The following is a 20,517-nucleotide window of genomic DNA, read 5'->3' on the forward strand; positions in this document are numbered from 1 at the left end:
CGTTCGATTGGGTGTCGCTCCTCGCGCATGAGGGGGCGGGTTAGGCAGTGTCGCCAGACACCACGCGCGCGGTGACTTCGCCAAGACCTTCGAAGCGGGCGACCGCATGCTGGCCGGCGGCAATTTCGTGGACGCCGGTTATGGCGCCGCTTGAAACCCACCAACCCGCCTGCGGCTCGATGCCGCGTTCCGCCAGATTGCGGAGCAGGAAGGAGACCGCTCCAAACGGTCCGTCGAGCATGGTCGCAGTTGTCGCGCGGCCCTGTTCCTCGCCATCGATGTCGAGTGTCACAGTGATATCGTCGAGCCGCGACCAGTCGGCGCGAGCGACTGCCCGGCCGATCAGCAATCCGGCATTGTTGCCATGGTCCGATACGGTCACGCAGGGCCCGTCGACATTGATCGCGGCATAGGGGGACGAGGCCACTTCGAGGCCGATGCGGACCTCATCGACCCAGTCCATCGCCTGTTCGCGGTCATCGGGCAGGGGGCCTTCGCGAGGGGCCAGCCGCAACATGAACTCCGCTTCTATCGCGGCAAAACCGCCGCTGAAAATCGGGAATTCGGCCACGTCCGCCGTTTCCTGCCGGATAGCATCGGCAAAGGCCGGACCGATCAACCGGTCAGCCCCCAGGTCGTCGCTCGCGGGCGGGTTGATCTTGCCCACTTTCCAGCCGCCGATCGGGCGATCCCAGATGCTGATGGCATGATCCTGCACGGCATAGGCCTGCGCAAGGTCGGTCGGTCGGACCCCGGGATACTCGCTCAGGACTTTCCAGTTGCGGCGGGCATTTACAAAGGCGTTTGCAATCTCGCCAGCTGCGGAATTCATGGGGGCCCCTCTCGAAATATCCCATTTTCAGCGCGACTTTGACGAAAAAGGAAACCGGTGTCAAAACGTATTTACCACACGCTTGCGGATAGCGGGCGGCTCTGCCCTCCCATTTCCTCGTGGGCGGGCTATGAGCGATGGCAGGCAGCAAAAGGTTGAGACACATGGCAAAGTCCGGTCCGGCACCTACGATCAACGACGTGGCGCGGATTGCAGGCGTCTCTAAGAAGACGGTGAGCCGGGTGATCAATCGATCCCCGCTGCTCAAGCAAGCCACCCGCGAGAAGGTCGAGAAGGTTATCGCCGAACTCGGCTATACGCCGAACCCGCAGGCCCGCGCACTGGCGCTGCGGCGCAATTTCCTGCTTGGCCTGCTGCACGACAACCCCAATGCGCAGACCGTGCTCAACTTCCAGGAAGGGGTGCTCGACGCGATCCGCGATACCGAATTCGCGCTCGTGGTGCGCCCGGTCGATCGTCATTCGCCGGCCATGCTCGACGACATCCGCAATTTCCTCGAGCTGCAGCGGTTGTATGGCGTGCTGATCCTGCCGCCGATTTCCGAGAATGACGAACTGGCCGCGCTGTGCCGCGAAATGGGCTGCGGCTATGTCCGCATGGGCTCGGCTGCGCTCGACGAGGCCGAGCATCTGGTCCAGTCGAACGACCGCGAGATGGTCGAGGCCGTGGTCGATTATCTCGTCGAACTGGGCCACGAGCGGATCGGCCTGATCGAGGGGCCGGCGGGGTTCCGGTCGGCCTTCGAACGACGCGAAGGTTTCCTCGCCGCGATGAAGCGGCATGGGCTCGACATGCCCAGCGAAGCACTGGTGCAGGGCAATTACCGGTTCAATTCAGGCGTCGAGGCGGCCCACCAGCTGCTGAGCGAGAACCCCCACGTTACCGCGATCTTCGCCAGCAATGACGAAATGGCTGCGGGCGCCTATCATGCTGCACGCGAACGGGGCGTCGATGTCCCCACCGACCTGTCGCTCGTCGGGTTCGACGATTCCCCGATTGCGGCGCATATCTGGCCGCCGATGACCACCGTCGGTTGGCCGATCCGCGAGATGGCCAAGGCGGCCGCGCTCAAGCTGGTTGCCCCCGATACGGCAGAGGCGCAGCCATCGAACTTCCCCGCGCGGCTGGTGACCCGCAATTCGGTCGCGTCGCCCGCCAAGAAAATCTGATCGGGATGGTTGAAATGGCCCCCACTTTGCGGATAGAAGTCGCTTTGACACCGGTTTCCTTATTCGACTCGGAACCGCCTGAATTCGCACCAGCGCCCCCAGCGGGCAGGGAGAACCCATGAAGATCGCTCTCATCACCGAGAACAGCCAGGCCGCCAAGAACGGCCTTATCTACGATGCCCTCAACACCGCTGCCGAACCGTTCGGCCACGAAGTGTTCAATTACGGCATGTACACCGCCGAAGACAGCGCATCGCTGACCTATGTGATGAACGGTGTGCTGGCGGGCATCCTGCTCAATTCCAAGGCCGCCGATTTCGTCGTGACCGGCTGCGGCACGGGCATGGGGTCGATGCTCGCCTGCAATGCGATGCCCGGCGTGTTCTGTGGCCTCGTGATCGACCCGACCGATGCCTTCCTGTTCAACCAGATCAATGCCGGCAATGCGATCGCGATGCCCTATGCCAAGGGTTTCGGCTGGGCCGCCGAGCTCAACCTGCAGGATTGCTATCGCAAGCTGTTCGAAAACGAAGCGGGTGCGGGCTATCCGCGCGAGCGGGCCGAACTGATGCGCAAGAACCGCGGCTTCCTCGCCGACCTCAAGGCTGCCAGCACGCATGACATGCTGACCGTGCTGAAGAATGTCGATAAGGACCTGCTGCGCGCCGCGATTGCGGGCGAACGCTTCGCAGAATATTTCTACGCCAATTCGCAGGATGACGCGATCAGCGACTATCTGCGCAATCTTTGACCCCTTCGGGAATCGCATGACCGGCATGAACCGGCACCGGGGGTAGGGGATCGCGTCGTCGCGGCGCGATCCCCACCGCACCACACTGGGAGAGTGAATACCATGGCCACCACCCCCTTCGACCTGACGGGGCGCACCGCGCTCGTCACGGGTGCCAATACGGGTATCGGGCAGGGCATCGCCATCGCGCTGGCACAGGCCGGGGCCGATATTGCTGCGGTAGGCCGCAGCCCCGCCGACGAGACCGCCGAAAAGGTCCGCGCGCTGAGCCGCCGCTGCGAACTCGTTTCCGCCGACCTGTCCTCGATCGAACCGGTCGCCGACGTGGTCGACACGATCGTCGCCAAACTCGGGCGTCTCGATATCCTCGTCAACAACGCCGGGATTATCCGCCGCGAGGATGCGCTCGACTTCTCGGAAGAGGATTGGGACGCCGTGATGGACACCAATCTGAAGACGCTGTTCTTCCTGTGCCAGGCGGCCGCGCGCCACATGACCGGCTGGGCATCGCAGGATGGCGAGCGCGGCAAGATCGTCAACATCGCCTCGATGCTGACCTTCCAGGGCGGTATTCGCGTGCCGAGCTACACCGCCAGCAAATCCGGTGTCGGGGGCCTGACCAAGCTGATGGCCAATGAATGGGCGCCGCGCGGCATCAACGTCAACGCGATCGCGCCGGGCTATATCGCGACCAACAACACCGCTGCGCTCCAGGCGGACGAAACGCGCAATCGCCAGATCCTCGAGCGCATCCCCGAGCAGCGTTGGGGCGACCCGGCCGATATCGGCGGCGCGGCGGTCTTCCTTGCCAGCCGCGCGGCGGATTATGTCCAGGGGCATATCCTCGCGGTTGATGGCGGATGGTTGGCGCGATGACCGCGTCGCCGAAATCGGGCCACGTGGTCTGTTTCGGCGAGCTGCTGGCGCGCCTGTCGCCCGAGGCGGGGACGCCGCTGGCACGCGCGCACAGCCTCGCGCTCGCAATCGGCGGGGCCGAAGCCAATGTCGCCATAGCGCTCGCCAGCCTTGGCCAGCCTGCTGCGATGCTCAGCAGTGTGCCGGACAATCCGCTCGGGCTCCGCGCGCTCGCCGCGCTGGGCGAAGCGGGTGTGGATCGGCGCTTGGTGCGCCGCGCAGCGGGCCGGATGGGCCTGTATCTGTTCGAACCGCCCAGCGGTCCGATCGGGGGGCGGGTGACCTACGACCGGGCGGGAAGCGCCTTCGCCATGGCGCAGCCGGAAGATTTCGACTTTGCCGCGGCGCTCGAGGGCGCGCGGCTGCTGCATCTTTCGGGCATCACGCCTGCGCTGGGCCTCAACGGGGTGGCGCTGGCGAAGAAGGCCGTTGCCACCGCGTCTGCGGCAGGCGTGCCGATCTGCTTCGATGGCAATTACCGCGCCAGTTTATGGGATGCCTGGGATTGCGATCCGCAGGCGATCCTGACCGAACTGGTCGAAGCGGCCACCATCCTGATCGGCAACCACCGCGATATCTCGTTACTGCTCGGCAAGAGCTTCTCGGGCGACGGGCCGGATCGCCGGCGCGAAGCCGCCGAAGCCGCCTTCGCGCGCTTCCCCGATCTGGCGGCGATCGCCTCGACCGCGCGCCATATCGAAAGCTCGACCACGCATGGCCTCGCCGCCCGGGTCGACCTGCGCGAAAGCCATTGGCAGACCGACGAGGTCCGGATCGCCCCGGTGGTCGACCGTATCGGCACCGGTGATGCCTTCGCCGCGGGCGTGTTGCTGCGCTGGCTGGAAAATGGGTCCGCACAGGAGATGGCCAAGACGGGGCTGTCGCTGGCGGTGATGAAGCACGGTATTCCGGGCGACACGATAGCGGTCACGCGAGACGAACTGGAGAGCTTCCTTCCGGCAGGAGCCGATGTCAGCCGCTGACGGCATGACCCGCCGCGCGGCTCTGCGCGGGGGCCTCGCAGGGGGCGCTTTGCTTGCGGCCCCGGCTGTGGCGGCAGGGAGCAGGGGCGATCCCCGGGCTCTGGCCTATCGCGGCATGATCGATCGCGGGGTGCCGGCATTTCTCGGCATCCGCTATGCCCGCGCGGCGCGGTTCGACCGGCCTGTGCGCGAGCCTGTTCCTACCGCGGCCACGCCCGCGACGCAGTTCGGTCCGCTGTGCCCCCAGCGTAATCCGATGACCCCGGCGATGAGCGAGGACTGCCTGTTCCTCAACATCTGGACGCCGGATGCCCATCCTTCCGCGCGCCGCCCGGTGATGGTCTATTTTCATGGCGGGGCCTACAATTGGGGCTCGGTCACCGATCCGCTGACGCATGGGGCGAAGCTTGCCGGACAAGGCGATGTGGTGGTCGTCACGGTCAATCACCGGCTCAACCTGTTCGGCTATGGCTGGCTGGCACCGCTCGGTGAGCGCTTCCGCCACAGCGGCAATGCGGGCCAGCTCGACCTGATCTGCGCGCTCGAATGGATTCGCGAGCATATCGGGGCCTTCGGCGGGGACGCGAACCGCGTGATGGTCTTCGGCCAGTCTGGCGGCGGCGCCAAGATCGCGACGCTGATGGCGATGCCTGCGGCCGATGGACTGTTCCACACGGCTGCGACGATGAGCGGCCAGCAGGTCACCGCGCAGGGACCCGGCAATGGCTGGCGGCGGACGCGCGCCCTGCTCGACCATCTCGGACTGGCGGAAGACGGCGGCGCTGCCCTGCTTACCCTCCCGTATGAGCGCTTGCTCGAAGGCTTGGAGGCGACCGACCCAGTGCTCGGGGGCAGCCTCTATTTCGGCCCGACGCTGGATATGCTGCATCTGCACCGCCATCCGTTCTGGCCCGATGCCGCGCCGCAATCGCGGCACATCCCGATGATCCTCGGCAACACGCGGCACGAGACGCGGGCCTTTATCCGCAGCGACGGGCCCGTCGTGCAAGGTCTCGACTGGCAGAATATCGCCGAGCGGCTGGCCCCGCAGATCCGCATCGATTTGCCCGCGGATTGGGTAGTCGCGCAATATCGCGCGCAGTTTCCGCAGTGGTCGGCCGAGCAAGTATTCTATGCCGCGACCACCGCCGGACGCAGCTGGCCCGGGCAGGTGATCGAGGCCGATGCGCGCGCCCGCGCAGGGGCGCAGGCCACCTGGGTCTACCAGCTCGACCGGCCCAGTCCGATCGATCCCACGCGCGGTGCGGCGCATACCGACGATCTGCCCTATGTCTTCGGGACGCTCGCTGCACCGGGCAGCTATTCGGGAACCGGGCCACGCGCCCGCACGGTCAGCGATGCGATGATAACTGCCTTTGCGGGCATGGCGCATACGGGCCGGCCGGGGCTTCCATCATGGGCTCCCTATACGCTTGCCGAACGCGAGACGTTGGTGATTGGCGAAGAGAGCATCGCGACCCGGAACGACCCGCGCGGGTGGGAGCGCGAGCTGTGGGCGCGGGGGCCCTATATCCAGCCGGGCAGTTGAAACTCGGTCAGACCTGATGCGGTGTTCCGTGACAGCGGCAGGCGGCTCGCTTGCGGCATGAAGACATACCGCCGCGAAGCCGCCTACCTTTTCAAAAGCCCCAGCATGTTTACCGATTGGTGGCGCGCATCTCGCGGTCGCGGGGCGAAAGATGCTCCTGCGCACCTTCCTTCTGGCCCGGCCAGATCCCCGACTTCGGGGTCATGGTGGCAAGGTCCCAATCCGCTTCGACGAAGGGCGCGCTCGTCGCTTCGAACTGCGGATAGCCGCCGACCTCGTCCTCCGAATCGATCACTTCGCCGCGTCCTTCGGCGATGTAGAAGAGGACGCGGATTTCCATTTCGCTGCGATCCCACGGGCGCGCGCCCGAGGTTGCGAGCAGGACGGTCTCGACATCCTCGCTGGGCATGATCGAATAGCCTTCCAGATCATGCAGCGGCGCATCTTGCTGAAGGATCTGTGCGCGTGTGTGGCCATAGCGGCCGAACATCGGCAGGTCGTTCCCGTACCGGTCGATCGCGACATTATCGCGGCCATAGTATTGCAGATCACCCACACCGCCGATCGTCAGGAATGGCAGGCCCGCATCGGTGCTGTTGCCGCCGCGCATGACATTGCCCACCGCGGTAAGCTGGCCGTCGACCGGCGCGTGGCCCGCCCATTCCAGATCCATCAGATTGTAATGCACCGCGCGATATTGGGGATCATAGATCAGATTGTTGATCATCAACGCCTCGACCCCGCCCTTCAGCAGCGGCGATCGTTCGACATTGTGGGCCCAGACATTGCGTTCGAACACGATGCCGGTGGCATTGTCGTGGATCAGCGAGCCCTTCGAATGCTCGCCCTTGGGGTGCGTCGAATCGGCGAGGCCCTCGGCCGCCAGGTTCGACCGGAAGACGATGTTGCGGCTGGTGCCTTCGCGCCATTCTTCCACCGTATCCCCCGTAAAGCGCGGGCCCGAAGCGGACATGTTTTCGTCGACGCCCCAGAAAAAGCTGTTGTTCTCGATCAACAGATTATGCGCCGAACGCGTGGAAAAGGCATCGACCTCCCAGCCATGCCGCTTGGGCAGGCCATCGGCACCGACCGCGACGCGCAGGTGGCGAATGATCACGTCATGCGTGGCCACATTGATGCCGCCGCGCAGGATCGTGATCCCCGGGGAAGGGGCCGTCTGACCCGCGATCGTGACATGCGGCTGGGTAATGGTCAGCGAGGACCGTTCGAGGTCGATCGCGCCGCCCACTTCGAAGACGATGATACGCGGCCCTTCGCGGGCGAGCGCTTCGCTGAGGCTGCCCGGACCGTCCTTGGCGAGCGTGGTCACGCGAATGATTTCCCCGCCCGCGCCGCCATCGGTGGGATCGGCAGCCTGTACGATCGCGGGGGATGCAATCAGAAACAGGCAGAGCGCCAGCAGGCAATTTGCGAAATATCTCATGGCAATTTCCTCTCTCTTAATTGCAACCTTGACACTGAAGGTCAGATGGATCAAGAAGAATTGACACCGGTTACCAAACGGGCCGGGTTGAGGGAAATTGGAGTGTCAGATGGGGGGTGCGGCAGGCTGCCGCAAATTTTCTCCTCCAAAAAGACACCGGTGCCAATTGAGAGGAGGATGCGATGAGGTTTATGGTTTCTACGGGAAGCGTGAAGGCGGCTTTGCTGGCTGGTAGCGCACTGGTTTTTTCGGCGCCAGCAATGGCCCAGGATTCGGGCACGCTCGACGATGACGAAGTAAGCGATGTCGCTTCCGACGCATCGGGCGAGATTTCCGATAGTGATAATGTGATCATCGTATCGGGCTTCCGCCAGTCGCTCAACGCGGCCATTTCGGCGAAGCGCGAAGCGGTCGGCCAGGTCGATGTCATCGTGGCCGAGGACATCGCCAAATTCCCCGACACCAATCTTGCCGAATCGCTCCAGCGTATTCCTGGCGTCGCGATCGAACGCGATGCGGGCGAGGGACGCCAGATCACGGTTCGCGGGCTGGGCGGTCAGTTTACCCGCGTGCGCGTCAACGGAATGGAAACGATCGCGACCTCGGTCGATGGCGCATCGTTTAACCGCGACCGCGCTTTCGATTTCAACGTCTTCGCGTCGGAACTGTTCAATTCGATCGTGGTCAACAAGACCGCTTCGGCAGCGCTCGACGAAGGTTCGCTGGGGGCGGTCATCGACCTCAATACCGGCGATCCGCTTGCGTACGGTGCGGGTCTCAAGCTCGTCGGTTCGGCGCAGGGGCGCTACAATGACCTGAATGACGACATCGCACCGCGTCTCGCCGGCCTGCTGGCGTGGAGCAATGCGGACGAAACCTTCGGTATCTCCGCATCGGCTGCCTGGACCAAGTACGAGACGCCCGAACTGGGTAACAACTCGGTCCGCTGGGCGAATGATGCGACCTTCCGTTCGGTCGATGGCGTCGATTGCGCCGCCAATGCTGCCGATCCCGGATGTGTGGAAGTGCGCGACGCTTTCCACCCGCGCATCCCGCGCTACGGCCTGGTCAATCACGACCGCGAACGCCTCGGCGCGACCGCGGCAATCCAGTTCCGTCCGACGGATCGCACCGATATCCAATTCAACGCGCTCTATTCCAACTTCAAGGAAAACCGCGACGAATATTGGGGTGAAGTCCTGCTGCGTTCGAACGAGGACGAAATCGACCTCTCGAACTATGTCATCGATGGCGACAACAACGTCATCAGTGCCGACCTCGAGAATGCGTGGATCCGTAACGAGCGCTATCACCGCGAAAGCGAAACCGATTTCTACCAGATTTCGGGGACCATCGAGCAGGCGTTCAGCGACAACTTCAGTGCCTCGCTGCTCGCGGGCTTCTCCAAGTCCGACGCGACCATCCCGGTCGAAACCACGATCATTTTCGATGATCGCGACGGGACCTACAGCTACGACTACACCGATATGAAATTTCCGGTGCTCGCATTCGGTACGGATGTGACCAATCCGGGCAATTTCCAGCTGGCGGAATTCCGCGATCGCCCGAGTTCGGTCGAGAACAAGTTCAAGACCATCGCGCTCGATCTCGATTGGGAGCCCACCAGCGGACTGCGCCTGTCGGGCGGGCCCTTCTACCGTCAGTTCGACTACTTCACGCAAAGCGCGCGGCGTGACAGCCAGTATTGCTCGGCCTTCACCTGCGCAGCCGGAGCCTATGGCGCGCCGGTCACGGGGGATCTGTCCGAGCTGTTCGAACTGGGTGATGCAGGCCAGCCGGCTGGCAACACCAACAGCTGGGTCGTTCCGAACCTCGACGCGGCGGTGGCCTTCCTCGATCTCTACAACATCCCTGCGGTGACCCGTGAAGGAGATGTGCGTTCGGTCGAGGAAAAGGTCACCGGGGGTTATTTCCAGACCGATTTCGAGATCGACCACGGACTGCGCGTAACCGGCAATTTCGGGGTCCGCTATGCGCGCACCGAACAGTCCTCGCAGGGGTTCAACAACGGTCAGTACGTGACGGTGGAGCGTAATTACGACGACTTCCTGCCGGCGCTCAATCTGAACGTGTTCCCGAGCGACGACGTCGTCCTTCGCGGGGCGATCGCTCGCGTGATTACCCGTCCCACGCTCGGCTCGCTTACGCCGGGCGGATCGGTCGACGAATTCAACTTCGTCATCAGCACCGGCAACCCGTTCATCGAACCCTATCGGGCCTGGAACTACGATCTTTCGGCGGAATGGTATTTCGCGCCCGGGGCAATCCTGTCGCTGGCGGGCTTCATCAAGGAGGTCGAAAGCTTCCCGGTCGGCAATTCGCTGCAGGTGACCTATGCACAAAGCGGTCTGCCAACGTCGCTGCTGACCTCGGGTACGCCCGCCTATGATGCGGTCGTCAACGGGACCGATCCCAACCGCGAATTCCAGTTCCGCACGACGACCAACGGCGAAGGCGCGACGATCAAGGGGCTGGAGCTTGGTCTGAACCTGCCATTCTCTGCTTTCGCCTCTGGCGCGCTGGCGAATTTCGGTGTGCTGGGTAATGTCACCTATGTCGACAGCCAGCAGGAGATCGAGTTCGAGGGGCAGACCTTTGAAACGACATTTGGGGGCGTTTCCAAGTACTCGGCCAACGGTACGGTCTATTACGATGACGGGCGGATCTCGATCCGTATGTCGGGCGCTTATCGCAGCGGGTACAACACCGGCTCCAGCGGGAATGGCAATTTCCTGGAAGGCTACACCTCGTCCTTCAACCTCGATGCGGCGATCCGCTACAAGGTCACGGACTCGGTCGAGCTGACGCTGGACGGGAATAACCTGACCGACGACTACCGTTACCGTTGGACCGACGACGATGCTCGCCGGAACTACGAGAACAACCACTTCGGCCGCATCATCATGGCCGGTGTGCGCTTCGAATATTAATTCGACAGCGTAAGGGATACAGGGGGCTCGCGCATGAGAAGTGATCGACGGTCGCTTCTTGGCGCGGGCCTTTCCCTGTCTGGTGCATGGGCCACACGCGGCTCGGCGGGTTCGCAGGCAAGTGTGGCTGCCAAGCCAACAGAAACGATCACGCTATGGCCGCACGGCGCGCCCGGCATGCCCGACCCTGCACCACGTGAGCGGATAACCGAACGCTCGACCGATTCCTCCTTCAAGGACCGCGCCGTTGCGGCGATTGCCGAACCGCGCCTGGTCGTCTTCCATCCCGCGCATGCCAGCGGGGCGTCGGTCCTGCTGATGCCCGGCGGTGGCTATCGGCATGTGGTCGTCGACAAGGAGGGCTACGAGATGGGGCGCTGGCTGGCCGCGCGCGGTATCACCGCCTTCGTCCTGTTCTACCGTCTGCCCGGCGATGGCTGGGCGGCGGGCCCCGACGTCGCGCTGTCCGATGCGCAGCGCGCGATCCGGCTGATCCGCAACCGCGCTGGCGAATGGGGTCTCGACCCGGCGCGCGTGAGCGCAATGGGCTTTTCCGCCGGCGGGCATTTATGCGCCGACCTTGCGACACGGTTCGATCACGGTGCCTACGATGCGGTGGATGCAGCCGATACGCTTTCCGCGCGTCCCGACAGCGCCGCGTGCATTTACCCGGTTATCAGCATGGAACCCGGCGTAGCGCATGGCGGATCGCGGGATTTGCTGATCGGCAGCGACGCGGGTGCCGAACTCGAACGCGCGCACTCGCCCGATCAGACTGTGCCCGCGAATGCCCCGCCATTCTTCCTGCTCCATGCCGAAGACGATAGGTCGGTCCCGGTCGAAAATACGCTCCGGATGCGCGCGGCGCTCAAGGCGCGCGACCTACCCGTCGAAACACATCTGTTCGAAGCCGGCGGGCATGGCTTCGGGCTGCGCAAGGCAGCGGGCAAACCGGTCGAGGTCTGGCCGGAATTGTGGCTCGCCTGGGCCAGAACAAGGAATTTTGCATGACGATCCGCCGCAGGGATTTGCTCGCCGGGGTTGGCGGGGCAGGGCTGGCGAGTTTGGTGCCCGCATTGCCCGCTCCGCTTCGCGCGCGAACGTATGATGCTCCTGCCGTGCGCCAGTGCCGGCGCGGGTTCGACAATCAGCGTGTCCCCGACCTCGGCAATGGCAGCTTCCTCAATCCCGTAGTGTCGGGCGACCGTCCGGATCCCGCGATCCTCAAGGATGGTGCGGATTATTACATGACCTTCTCCACCTTCGACGCCTATCCGGGACTGACGATCTGGCATTCGCGCGACCTGGTGAACTGGCGGCCGCTCAACGCCGCGCTGACGCGCAATATCGGGTCGGTCTGGGCCCCCAGCCTGCACAAGGACAAGGGCCGCTACCTGCTCTACATCCCGGTGAAGGCCAAGCCGCAGAACGACATCTTCGTCGCCTGGGCGGACGATATCACCGGACCGTGGAGCGACCCAATCCCGCTCGGCCTGCCGAACCATATCGACCCCTGCCATGCGGTCGCCGAAGACGGCAGTCGCTGGTTGTTCCTGTCGGGCGGCGACCGTGTTCGCCTGTCCGACGACAATCTCTCACTCGTGGGCGCGGTCGAGCATGTCTACGATCCCTGGCGCTATCCGTCCGACTGGATCGTCGAAGGCTTTTCGCCCGAAGGTCCGAAGATCCACCACATCGGCGGCTGGTATTACATGATCACCGCCGTCGGCGGCACCGCCGGTCCGCCGACCGGGCACATGGTCATCGCCGCCCGCTCACGCTCGCTCCATGGGCCGTGGGAGCACCATCCGGGCAATCCGTTGGTCCGCACCGAGAGCGTGGATGAAGCCTGGTGGTCGCGGGGCCATGCCTCGCTGGTCGAGGCGCCCGATGGGAGCTGGTGGTCGCTCTATCACGGCTATGAAAACGGCTATTGGACGCTTGGCCGGCAATGCCTGCTCGATCCCGTGGAGTTCACCCGCGACGGGTGGTTCCACATGACCGGCGGGGACCTGTCCGCCCCGATCGCCAAACCGCGCGGCGGGGCTGCGGTCACGCATGGCATGGCGCTGACCGACGATTTCTCTGCCCCGCTTGCGTTGGGCAGCAAATGGGCCTTCTTCAAGCCCGACGCCGATGAAGCGGCGCGGGCGACCAGCGGCAACGGCGTATTGCGGCTGAAGGGCATGGGCGCGGCGCCGTCCAGCGGCTCGCCGCTGCTGCTGACCGCAGGCGACCGATCCTATCGCTTCGAATGCGATATCGAACTCGCGCCCGGCGGACGGGCGGGGCTGATCCTGTTCTATGACGACAAGCTCTATTGCGGGCTGGGTTTCGATGCGGAGCGCTTCGTCACGCACCAATACGGCCGTGAACGGGCAAGGCCCGCCAATCCGCATGGTGGGCGGATGCGCATGCGCGTGACCAATCGGCGCCACATCGTCACCTATGATACCAGCGGGGATGGCGGGAAAACCTGGCACCGCTTCGATCGCGGGATGGAAGTCTCCGGATACCACCACAATGTGCGCGGCGATTTCCTGATGCTGCGGCCCGGCCTCTATGCGGCAGGGCCGGGCGAGGCGAAATTCCGTGACTTCCGCTTCACCGCGCTCGAAGATTGAACAAAATGACGGGGAGCGGAAGAAACATGACGAACGGGCATATGGCGCTGTCGCGGCGAAGCGTGCTGGCCGGCGGCATGGTGCTGGGGGCAGGCGCGATCCTGCCCGGCTGCAAACCGGTGATGTCGGGGCTGCTGACCGGCGCCGATGCGCATCCGGGCGATTATCCGACCGTACGCGCGGTCGAGTTCATGGGCCGCTATCTCGATGAGAAAACGGGCGGACGGCTGGGCATCAGGATGTTCGCCGGCGGCCAGCTCGGCAGCGAGACCGATACGCTGGAGATCACCAGTTTCGGCGGGATCGACTTCAACCGGGTGAATTTCGCGCCGCTCAATTCGATCGAACCGATGACGCTGCCCTTCTGCCTGCCGTTCGTATTCGATTCGGTCGCGCATATGCGGCGCGTTGTCGACAGCGAAGTGGGCGACGAAGTCATGGCCTCGCTCGAACCGCACAATCTCATCGGCCTGTGCATTTACGATTCGGGTGCGCGCAGTTTCTACAATGTCCGGCACCCCATCACCACGCCGGAGGATCTGCGCGGACTCAAGATCCGCGTGCCCGCATCGGACCTCTATATCGCGATGGTCAATGCGCTGGGCGCCAATGCGGTGCCAATCCCCTTTGGCGAAATCTACCAGTCGCTTGCCCAGGGCGTGATCGACGGCGCGGAAAACAACTGGCCCACTTTCGTGGGCGAGCGCCATTACGAAGTCGCCAATTATCTCAGCCTGACCCAGCACCTGCTGACCCCCGAGGCGCTGGTGATGAGCAAGGCGAGCTGGGAGCGGCTGTCGCGTGCGGACCAGCTGCTCGTGCGCGAGGCGGCCAAGGCTTCGGTGGTCGAGATGCGGCGCTTGTGGGACATTCGCGTTGACGAAGCCAAAGCTGCGGTCGCCGCGTCGGACGTTGCCGTGAACACGGTCGATACCGAACCCTTTGCCGCGCTGATGCGGCCGGTGTGGGATCAATTCATTACGACACCCGCGCAGCAGGACATCGTCCGGCGCATCCGCGATATGAGGGAAGGATGACTATGGCCGCGACCCTATCGCGCTGGTTGATCGGCTTCGGTTCGATCGGGCTTCTGGCGATGACTGCGATCATCGGCTGGCAGGTTTTCGGGCGCTTCGTGCTCAACTCGAGCCCCTCGTGGACCGAACAGGCTTCGCTGATCATGATGATATGGTACGTGATGTTTGCCGCCGCTGCGGGGGTCTACGAAGGCTTCCATATCCGCATCGCGCTGCTCGAGGAAAAACTGGGCGACCGCGCACGGCCGCTGCTGCGGATCGTCGCGCTCGTGATCGCCGTGATCGGGTTGGTGCTGCTCGTTTACGGCGCGCAGCTGTGCTGGGCAGTGCGCGGCAATGTCGTACCCTCGCTCGGCGTCAGCCGCGCGGTCGCCTATGTGCCGCTGCCCGTTTCGGGATTGCTGATGACCTGGTTCGCGCTGCCACAGCTATTTACCGGGCGTCATCCGGCGGATGATGCCAGTGAAGGGGAGCGCGGCTGATGGAACTCCTCGTCCTGTTCGGCGTGCTCTTCGCCATGCTCGTCATCGGCGTGCCGGTGGCCTTTTCCCTGCTCGCGGCGGCGCTCGCCTGTTTCCTCGCGATGGATATCCCTCCCATCGTCGCGGTCCAGCGCGTCGCCGCGGGGATCAGCGTTTTCACGCTGATGGCGATCCCCTTCTTCATCTTCGCGGGTGACCTGATGTACCGCGCGGGGATTGCCGACCGGCTGGTCCGCGTGGCCGATGCCGCCATCGGGCGCGTGCGCGGCGGGCTGGGGATCGTCGATGTCGGCGCCTCGATGATGTTCGGTGCGGTGTCCGGCTCGGCTATCGCCAGCGCCTCGGCGATCGGCTCGACCATGGTCCCGCTGATGAAGGAGAAAGGCTATCCTGCAGATTATGCGGTCAACGTCACCGTTACCGCGGCGATCGTCGGCCTGCTGATCCCGCCTTCGCACAACATGATCATCTATTCCGCCGCCTCGGGGATCGGCGTATCGATCGGCGATCTGTTCCTTGCCGGCGTCATCCCCGGCGTGCTCACCGGCCTGATGCTGATGCTGGTGGCGTGGCTGGTGGCCAAGCGCGGAAAACTGCCCCTCGGCCGCTTCCCCGGCTGGCGCGAATTCATCCTTGCAAGCGCCTATGCAATCCCCGGACTGATGACCGCGGTGATCATCATGGGCGGCATCCTCAGCGGGTTTTTCACGCCTACCGAAAGCTCGGCCATTGCCGTGATCTACACCATGCTCATCGGGACCTTCGTCTATCGCAGCCTGGGCTGGAAGGGCATGTGGGAAGCCGCCGGGAAGTCGGTGCGCACCGCTGCCATGGTCTTGTTCATCATCGCTGCCGCCACCGCATTCGGCTTCGCGCTCGCGCTGCTCGAAGTGCCAGCCGCGATGGGCGCGCTGATCGGCGTGATGACCGACAATCCGATCCTGACCCTGCTGATCATCAACCTCATGCTGCTGGCGCTGGGCACCTTCATGGACATGGCCCCGCTGATCGTCATCACCACGCCGATCTTCCTGCCGGTGGCGATGGATGTCGGGGTCGATCCGGTGCATTTCGGGATCATCATGATGCTCAATCTGGGCATCGGCCTGGTCACGCCGCCGGTCGGCTCGGTGCTGTTCGTCGGCTCGGCGGTGGGCAAGATCCCCGTGACCGCGCTGGTGAAGACCATCTGGCCGTTCTATCTCACGCTGATTGCGGCGCTGGTAGTGATTACCTTCGTGCCTGCGCTCTCGCTATGGCTGCCGGGGGCGTTCGGCGGCTGATCACAGCGTCACCCCGCGTTTCCAGATCGAAATGACGCGCTGGTCGCTGCGTTCGGCGGCGGTGGGCTCGCCGCTGGCAATGGCGAGCAGGTAGTCCGCAAAGGCGGCATCGACCGCCTCCACCCCCTCGGCAAGCGCGCGGCCCGCGTCGAAATCGATCCAGCCCGGCTTGGTTTGCGCAAGCGCGGTGTTGGACGAAATCTTGACCGTAGGGACCGGAAAGCCGAGCGGGGTGCCCCTTCCGGTGGTGAACAGCACCAGGGTCGCCCCCGCCGCGGCCAGCGCGGTGGAAGAAACCGCATCATTGCCCGGCGCTTCGAGCAGCGTCAGGCCCGGCCGCGATACAGTGCCCCCATAGTCGATCACATCGACCAGCGGAGCGCAGCCGCCCTTTTGCACCGCGCCGAGCGATTTTTCTTCCAGCGTCGTGATTCCCCCCGCGATATTGCCGGGCGAGGGGTTCTTCGAAACCGGTTGGCCCTGGTCGAGGAAATAGCGCTTGAAGCGGTTCACCAGCTCGCCTGCTCGCTCGAAAACCTCCGGTGACACGGCGCGCGCCAACAGTGCTTCCTCGGCGCCGAAGATCTCTGGGATTTCGGTCAGCACAAGGCTGCCGTCCGACCCTGCGAGACGGTCGCTGAAGCGCCCGAGCAGGGGATTGGCGGTCAGCCCCGACAGCGCGTCCGACCCGCCGCATTTCAGCCCCACGGTCAGCGCGCTCGCCGGCGCATCTTCGCGCTTTACCGGAGCGAGGTCAGCCACCAGATCGGCAATTTCCGCAAGCAGGCGTTCGCGCTCGTCGCCCGGGTCCTGCGCCCGGACAAGCCGCAGCTTGGCGCGGCTGCGCTCGGGGACATTGGCAACAAGGTCATCGAGCTGGTTGCTCTCGCAGCCGAGCCCCACCAGCACCACGCCGCCCGCATTGGGGTTGTCGCACAGCGCGGCCAGCAGCGCGCGCGTGCCCGAAAGATCGTCGCCCAATTGCGAACAGCCGTGCGGGTGACCGAACCCCACGATTGCATCCACGCTGCCGCGATGGATTGCGCTTGCTTCGCGCGCCACCAATTCCACCAGCGGGGCGACGCAGCCGACAGTGGGTAGCAGCCAGATCTCGTTGCGGGTGCCAAAGCGCCCGTCGGCGCGCCGGTATCCCCGCCAGTTGCCCAGTGGCGGGGAGGCTTCCGGGATCGGCGCAGGCGGCGCAAAGATGCCATACTCCATCTCCCCATCCAGCGCGGTGGCGAGATTGTGCGAATGAACATGTTCGCCCGCTGCAATCGGCTGGCTGGCAAGGCCGATCGGGGCGCCATAGCGCAGGACCGGTTCGCCTTGGCCGTGGGGGCGGAGGGCGAATTTATGGCCCCTCGGGATCGCTTCGGGCAGCCGCAGGACGATCCCGTCCAGTTCGATCCATTCGCCGGCCTTGTGATCGCGTAGTGCGACGCCGACGCCATCGGCCAGGTGCGAGCGCCAGACATCGGGGAACGTCCACCCTGTGGAAGCGCTGTCGGCCTCGGTCATTGCGCGTCGCTCCTTATCCCCCTGCCTCGCCGGTTGATTTCCTCTCCGGTAAACGGCAGAACCCGTTCTTGACACCGGTTACCATAGTTCGTCGCGGGAGAGAAGGATGAGCACGCCCCTGGAGCTGCATGAGGATCGCCTGTTCCCGGCGGAGCCCGGCATCCGCGCGCTTGCGCGCGAGCTCTATGCCGATGTTGCCGATTTGCCGATCATCAGCCCGCATGGGCATACCGACCCGGCGTGGTTCGCTCATGACGAGCCGTTTGGCAATGCGACCGAATTGCTGCTGCATCCCGACCATTACGTGTTCCGTATGCTGTATTCGCAGGGGATTTCGCTGGAGGATCTGGGCATCGGGCGAGGCGGGGCCGATCCGCGCGCCCCGTGGCGCATCCTCGCCGAGAATTATCATCTGTTTCGCGCCACGCCGTCGCGGATGTGGCTCGACTGGGTCTTCGCCGAAGCCTTCGGCATAGAGCTGCGGCTCGATGCGGGCACGGCCGATCTCTATTTCGATACGATCACCGAGAAGCTGCAGCAGGACGATTTTCGCCCGCGCGCGCTGTTCGACCGCTACGGCATCGAAGTCCTCGCCACGACGGAAAGCCCGCTCGACCCGCTCGACCATCACCGCGCCATTCGCGGCAGCGGGTGGGGCGGCCGGGTCATTACCGCCTATCGCCCCGACCCGGTGGTCGATCCCGAGTTCGAAGGCTTTGCCGATAATCTGCGCGCATTTGGCGACCTCACTGGCGAGGATACGCTGTCATGGCCGGGTTATCTCGCCGCGCACCGCCAGCGGCGCGAATACTTCGCCGCAATGGGGGCGACCTCGACCGATCACGGCCATCCCAACGCAGCCACTGCCAATCTGCCGGATGCCGATGCCGCGGCGCTGTTCGAGCGCGTGAAGCATGGGGGCGCCTCCGCCGCCGATGCCGAACTGTTCCGCGCGCAGATGCTCACCGAAATGGCGGCGATGAGCGTGGACGATGGCCTGGTGATGCAGATCCACCCCGGCAGCTTCCGCAACCATAACCACCAGCTGTTCGCCGGGTTCGGCCGCGACATGGGGGCCGATATCCCCACGCGCACCGACTATGTGCATGCGCTCAAACCGCTGCTCGACCGGTTCGGGAACGAGGCGGGTCTGTCGATCATCCTCTTCACGCTCGATGAAAGCGCCTATGCGCGCGAACTGGCGCCGCTGGCGGGGCATTATCCGTGCCTCAAGCTTGGCCCGGCGTGGTGGTTCCACGACAGCCCCGAAGGCATGCGCCGTTTCCGCCAAATGACGACCGAGACCGCGGGCTTCTACAACACGGTCGGCTTCAACGACGATACCCGCGCGTTCCTGTCGATCCCCGCGCGGCACGATGTCGCCCGGCGGGTCGATTGCGGCTTTCTTGCGCAGCTTGTCGCCGAACACCGGATCGAGGACTGGGAGGCCGCCGAGGTCGCCCGCGAGCTGGCCTATACGCTGGCGAAGCGGGCCTACCGCCTGTGAGGCTCGGGCCCGATACGCTGGCCCATCTGCCCCGCGATGTCGGCACATGCCCTTACGACCGGGAAGCGCAGGAGATCGGCATCGTTCATTTCGGGATCGGGGCGTTCCACCGAGCGCACCAGGCCTGGTATACCGATTGCGCGATGGCGGCGGGGGACCGCGACTGGGGCATATGCGGCGTTTCGCTCCGCTCGCCCGACGTCGCCCGGCAGCTCAATCCGCAAGGCGGACTCTACACGCTGACCGAACGGCAGGGCGATGCTGCGCAAACGCGCGTGATCGGCGCGGTTCGCGAAGTGCTCTACGCCCCCGATCAGGCCGGGGCGGTAGTTACCCGGCTCGCTGATCCGGCCTGCCATATCGCCAGCTTTACCGTCACCGAAAAAGGCTATGCGCGCGGCCAAGACAGCGGGCTCGACCTCGCCGCGGCACGCGGCAGTTTCTACCCGTTGCTGGCGCAGGGGCTGGCCCAGCGCCGAGCGCTTGGGCTGGGCGGGCTGACACTGCTGTCCTGCGACAATCTGGCGGAGAACGGCCGGGTCCTGGCGCTGCTGATGGAGCAGTGGCTGGCGGCGGACATGCCCGAAATGGTCGAGTGGTTCACGCGCGAATGCCGTGTCCCGTCGACGATGATCGACCGCATCGTGCCGCGTAGTGGGCCGCAGGATCTGGATGAGCTCGAGCAGCGCCTCGGAATGAGCGATGCCGGGGCGGTCTTTACCGAGCGGTTCAGTCAATGGGTGATCGAGGACGACTTCGCCGGGCCGCGCCCGCAGTGGGAGAACCACGGCGTGGAGCTGGTCGATGATGTCGCCCCTTTCGAAACCGCCAAGCTGCGCATGCTCAACGGCGCGCATTCGCTGCTGGCCTATTGCGGGCTCGAGGCCGGCTATACCTATGTCCACGAAGCCGTCGCCAATCCCCGCCTGGCCGCGCTTGCCGAGCGGCTGATGCGCGATGAAGCGATCCCGACGATCACTGCCGCTTTCGGCCAGGATCTTGCGGCCTATGCCGGGCAATTGATGCAGCGCTTTGCCGACCCTGCGCTGATGCACCGGCTCGACCAGATCGCGATGGATGGTACGCAAAAGATCCCCCAACGCTGGCTCGACACCGCCGCCGAGCTTGTCCGCCGGGGCCAACCCTGCGACGCGATCGCGACGGGTTTTGCCGCCTGGGTCTGGCACCTGCACGATGGCCGCTTCGTCGACGATCCTCATGGTGAGCAGCTGAGGACGCTTGCCGCTGATGCTGGGGTGGAGGGGCTGGTCGCGCGGTGCTTTGGCCCCTGTAGGAGCGGGGTCGCGTTGTGGGCCGACTATGCGCACCTCGGCGAAATTATCCTGTCGCACAGGCATGAACCATGAGGTTCGGTGGCTACTTCGAGGTCTAAAAAATCTTTGAGCGTCCTCATTGCAAAGACCAAAGATGGTTTCCAGTGCGATTGA

The 20,517-nt window shown here is 64.5% G+C and carries 16 protein-coding genes; 13 read left to right on the forward strand and 3 right to left on the reverse strand.

Going from position 1 to position 20,517, the window contains the following annotated elements; genetic code table 11:
* Window positions 1-40: 40 nt before the first annotated feature.
* Window positions 41-832, reverse strand: a complete 792-nt coding sequence (locus V6B15_RS01870; RefSeq protein WP_334199811.1) for a 2-keto-4-pentenoate hydratase — start codon at window positions 830-832, stop codon at window positions 41-43.
* A 164-nt stretch (window positions 833-996) separates the two neighbouring features.
* Here V6B15_RS01870 and V6B15_RS01875 point away from each other — a divergent pair, with 164 nt between their 5' ends.
* From V6B15_RS01875 to V6B15_RS01895, 5 genes are all read left to right on the forward strand, one after another.
* Entirely contained in the window at window positions 997-2,022 is a 1,026-nt protein-coding gene (locus V6B15_RS01875; RefSeq protein ID WP_334199812.1) for a LacI family DNA-binding transcriptional regulator, read from the forward strand.
* A 118-nt stretch (window positions 2,023-2,140) separates the two neighbouring features.
* On the forward strand, window positions 2,141-2,773 hold the full coding sequence (locus tag V6B15_RS01880; protein ID WP_334199813.1) for an RpiB/LacA/LacB family sugar-phosphate isomerase: 633 nt from the start codon (window positions 2,141-2,143) through the stop codon (window positions 2,771-2,773).
* Window positions 2,774-2,875: 102 nt separating this feature from the next.
* The gene (kduD, locus tag V6B15_RS01885) at window positions 2,876-3,649 is read left to right on the forward strand and encodes a 2-dehydro-3-deoxy-D-gluconate 5-dehydrogenase KduD (RefSeq protein WP_334199814.1); all 774 of its coding nucleotides are present in this window, start codon (window positions 2,876-2,878) and stop codon (window positions 3,647-3,649) included.
* Window positions 3,646-4,671 (forward strand): sugar kinase, encoded by a 1,026-nt coding sequence (locus V6B15_RS01890; protein WP_334199815.1) that lies wholly within the window; start codon window positions 3,646-3,648, stop codon window positions 4,669-4,671. Before kduD ends, V6B15_RS01890 begins: the two co-directional genes overlap by 4 nt.
* The gene (locus V6B15_RS01895; protein WP_334199816.1) at window positions 4,658-6,220 is read left to right on the forward strand and encodes a carboxylesterase/lipase family protein; all 1,563 of its coding nucleotides are present in this window, start codon (window positions 4,658-4,660) and stop codon (window positions 6,218-6,220) included. Before V6B15_RS01890 ends, V6B15_RS01895 begins: the two co-directional genes overlap by 14 nt.
* 109 nt (window positions 6,221-6,329) lie before the next feature.
* On the opposite strand, the gene V6B15_RS01900 is transcribed toward V6B15_RS01895, so the two are convergent.
* Window positions 6,330-7,664 carry a pectate lyase family protein gene (locus V6B15_RS01900; RefSeq protein ID WP_334199817.1) on the reverse strand — a complete coding sequence of 445 codons (1,335 nt, stop codon included), beginning with the start codon at window positions 7,662-7,664 and terminating at the stop codon, window positions 6,330-6,332.
* A gap of 260 nt (window positions 7,665-7,924) precedes the next feature.
* Here V6B15_RS01900 and V6B15_RS01905 point away from each other — a divergent pair, with 260 nt between their 5' ends.
* Genes V6B15_RS01905 through V6B15_RS01930 form a run of 6 tightly spaced genes read left to right on the forward strand, consistent with a single transcriptional unit; the run spans window position 7,925 to window position 16,041 of the window.
* Window positions 7,925-10,615, forward strand: a complete 2,691-nt coding sequence (locus tag V6B15_RS01905; protein WP_334199818.1) for a TonB-dependent receptor — start codon at window positions 7,925-7,927, stop codon at window positions 10,613-10,615.
* A 33-nt stretch (window positions 10,616-10,648) separates the two neighbouring features.
* Window positions 10,649-11,626, forward strand: coding sequence for an alpha/beta hydrolase (locus V6B15_RS01910; RefSeq protein ID WP_442968992.1), 978 nt, complete (start codon window positions 10,649-10,651; stop codon window positions 11,624-11,626).
* Window positions 11,623-13,239, forward strand: coding sequence for a family 43 glycosylhydrolase (locus V6B15_RS01915; protein ID WP_334199820.1), 1,617 nt, complete (start codon window positions 11,623-11,625; stop codon window positions 13,237-13,239). The genes V6B15_RS01910 and V6B15_RS01915 overlap by 4 nt, the downstream gene beginning before the upstream one ends.
* Window positions 13,240-13,265: 26 nt before the next feature.
* Window positions 13,266-14,276: a TRAP transporter substrate-binding protein gene (locus V6B15_RS01920; RefSeq protein WP_334199821.1), complete on the forward strand. Its 1,011-nt coding sequence runs from the start codon at window positions 13,266-13,268 to the stop codon at window positions 14,274-14,276.
* Window positions 14,277-14,278: 2 nt separating this feature from the next.
* Window positions 14,279-14,758, forward strand: coding sequence for a TRAP transporter small permease (locus V6B15_RS01925; protein WP_230834039.1), 480 nt, complete (start codon window positions 14,279-14,281; stop codon window positions 14,756-14,758).
* Window positions 14,758-16,041: a TRAP transporter large permease gene (locus V6B15_RS01930; RefSeq protein ID WP_050599173.1), complete on the forward strand. Its 1,284-nt coding sequence runs from the start codon at window positions 14,758-14,760 to the stop codon at window positions 16,039-16,041. Before V6B15_RS01925 ends, V6B15_RS01930 begins: the two co-directional genes overlap by 1 nt.
* Here V6B15_RS01930 and V6B15_RS01935 read toward each other — a convergent pair whose 3' ends face one another.
* A complete protein-coding gene (locus V6B15_RS01935; protein WP_334199822.1) occupies window positions 16,042-17,562 on the reverse strand; it encodes a UxaA family hydrolase in 1,521 nt (506 codons plus the stop codon).
* A 106-nt stretch (window positions 17,563-17,668) separates the two neighbouring features.
* Between V6B15_RS01935 and uxaC the strand changes: the two genes are divergently transcribed.
* Together uxaC and V6B15_RS01945 are read left to right on the forward strand one after the other, a co-directional pair.
* Window positions 17,669-19,069 carry a glucuronate isomerase gene (uxaC, locus tag V6B15_RS01940; RefSeq protein ID WP_334199823.1) on the forward strand — a complete coding sequence of 467 codons (1,401 nt, stop codon included), beginning with the start codon at window positions 17,669-17,671 and terminating at the stop codon, window positions 19,067-19,069.
* The gene (locus V6B15_RS01945) at window positions 19,066-20,436 is read left to right on the forward strand and encodes a mannitol dehydrogenase family protein (RefSeq protein WP_334199824.1); all 1,371 of its coding nucleotides are present in this window, start codon (window positions 19,066-19,068) and stop codon (window positions 20,434-20,436) included. Before uxaC ends, V6B15_RS01945 begins: the two co-directional genes overlap by 4 nt.
* Window positions 20,437-20,517: the final 81 nt, after the last annotated feature.

The organism is Qipengyuania sp. Mu-71 (assembly GCF_036867055.1).
Taxonomy (GTDB): domain Bacteria; phylum Pseudomonadota; class Alphaproteobacteria; order Sphingomonadales; family Sphingomonadaceae; genus Qipengyuania; species Qipengyuania profunda.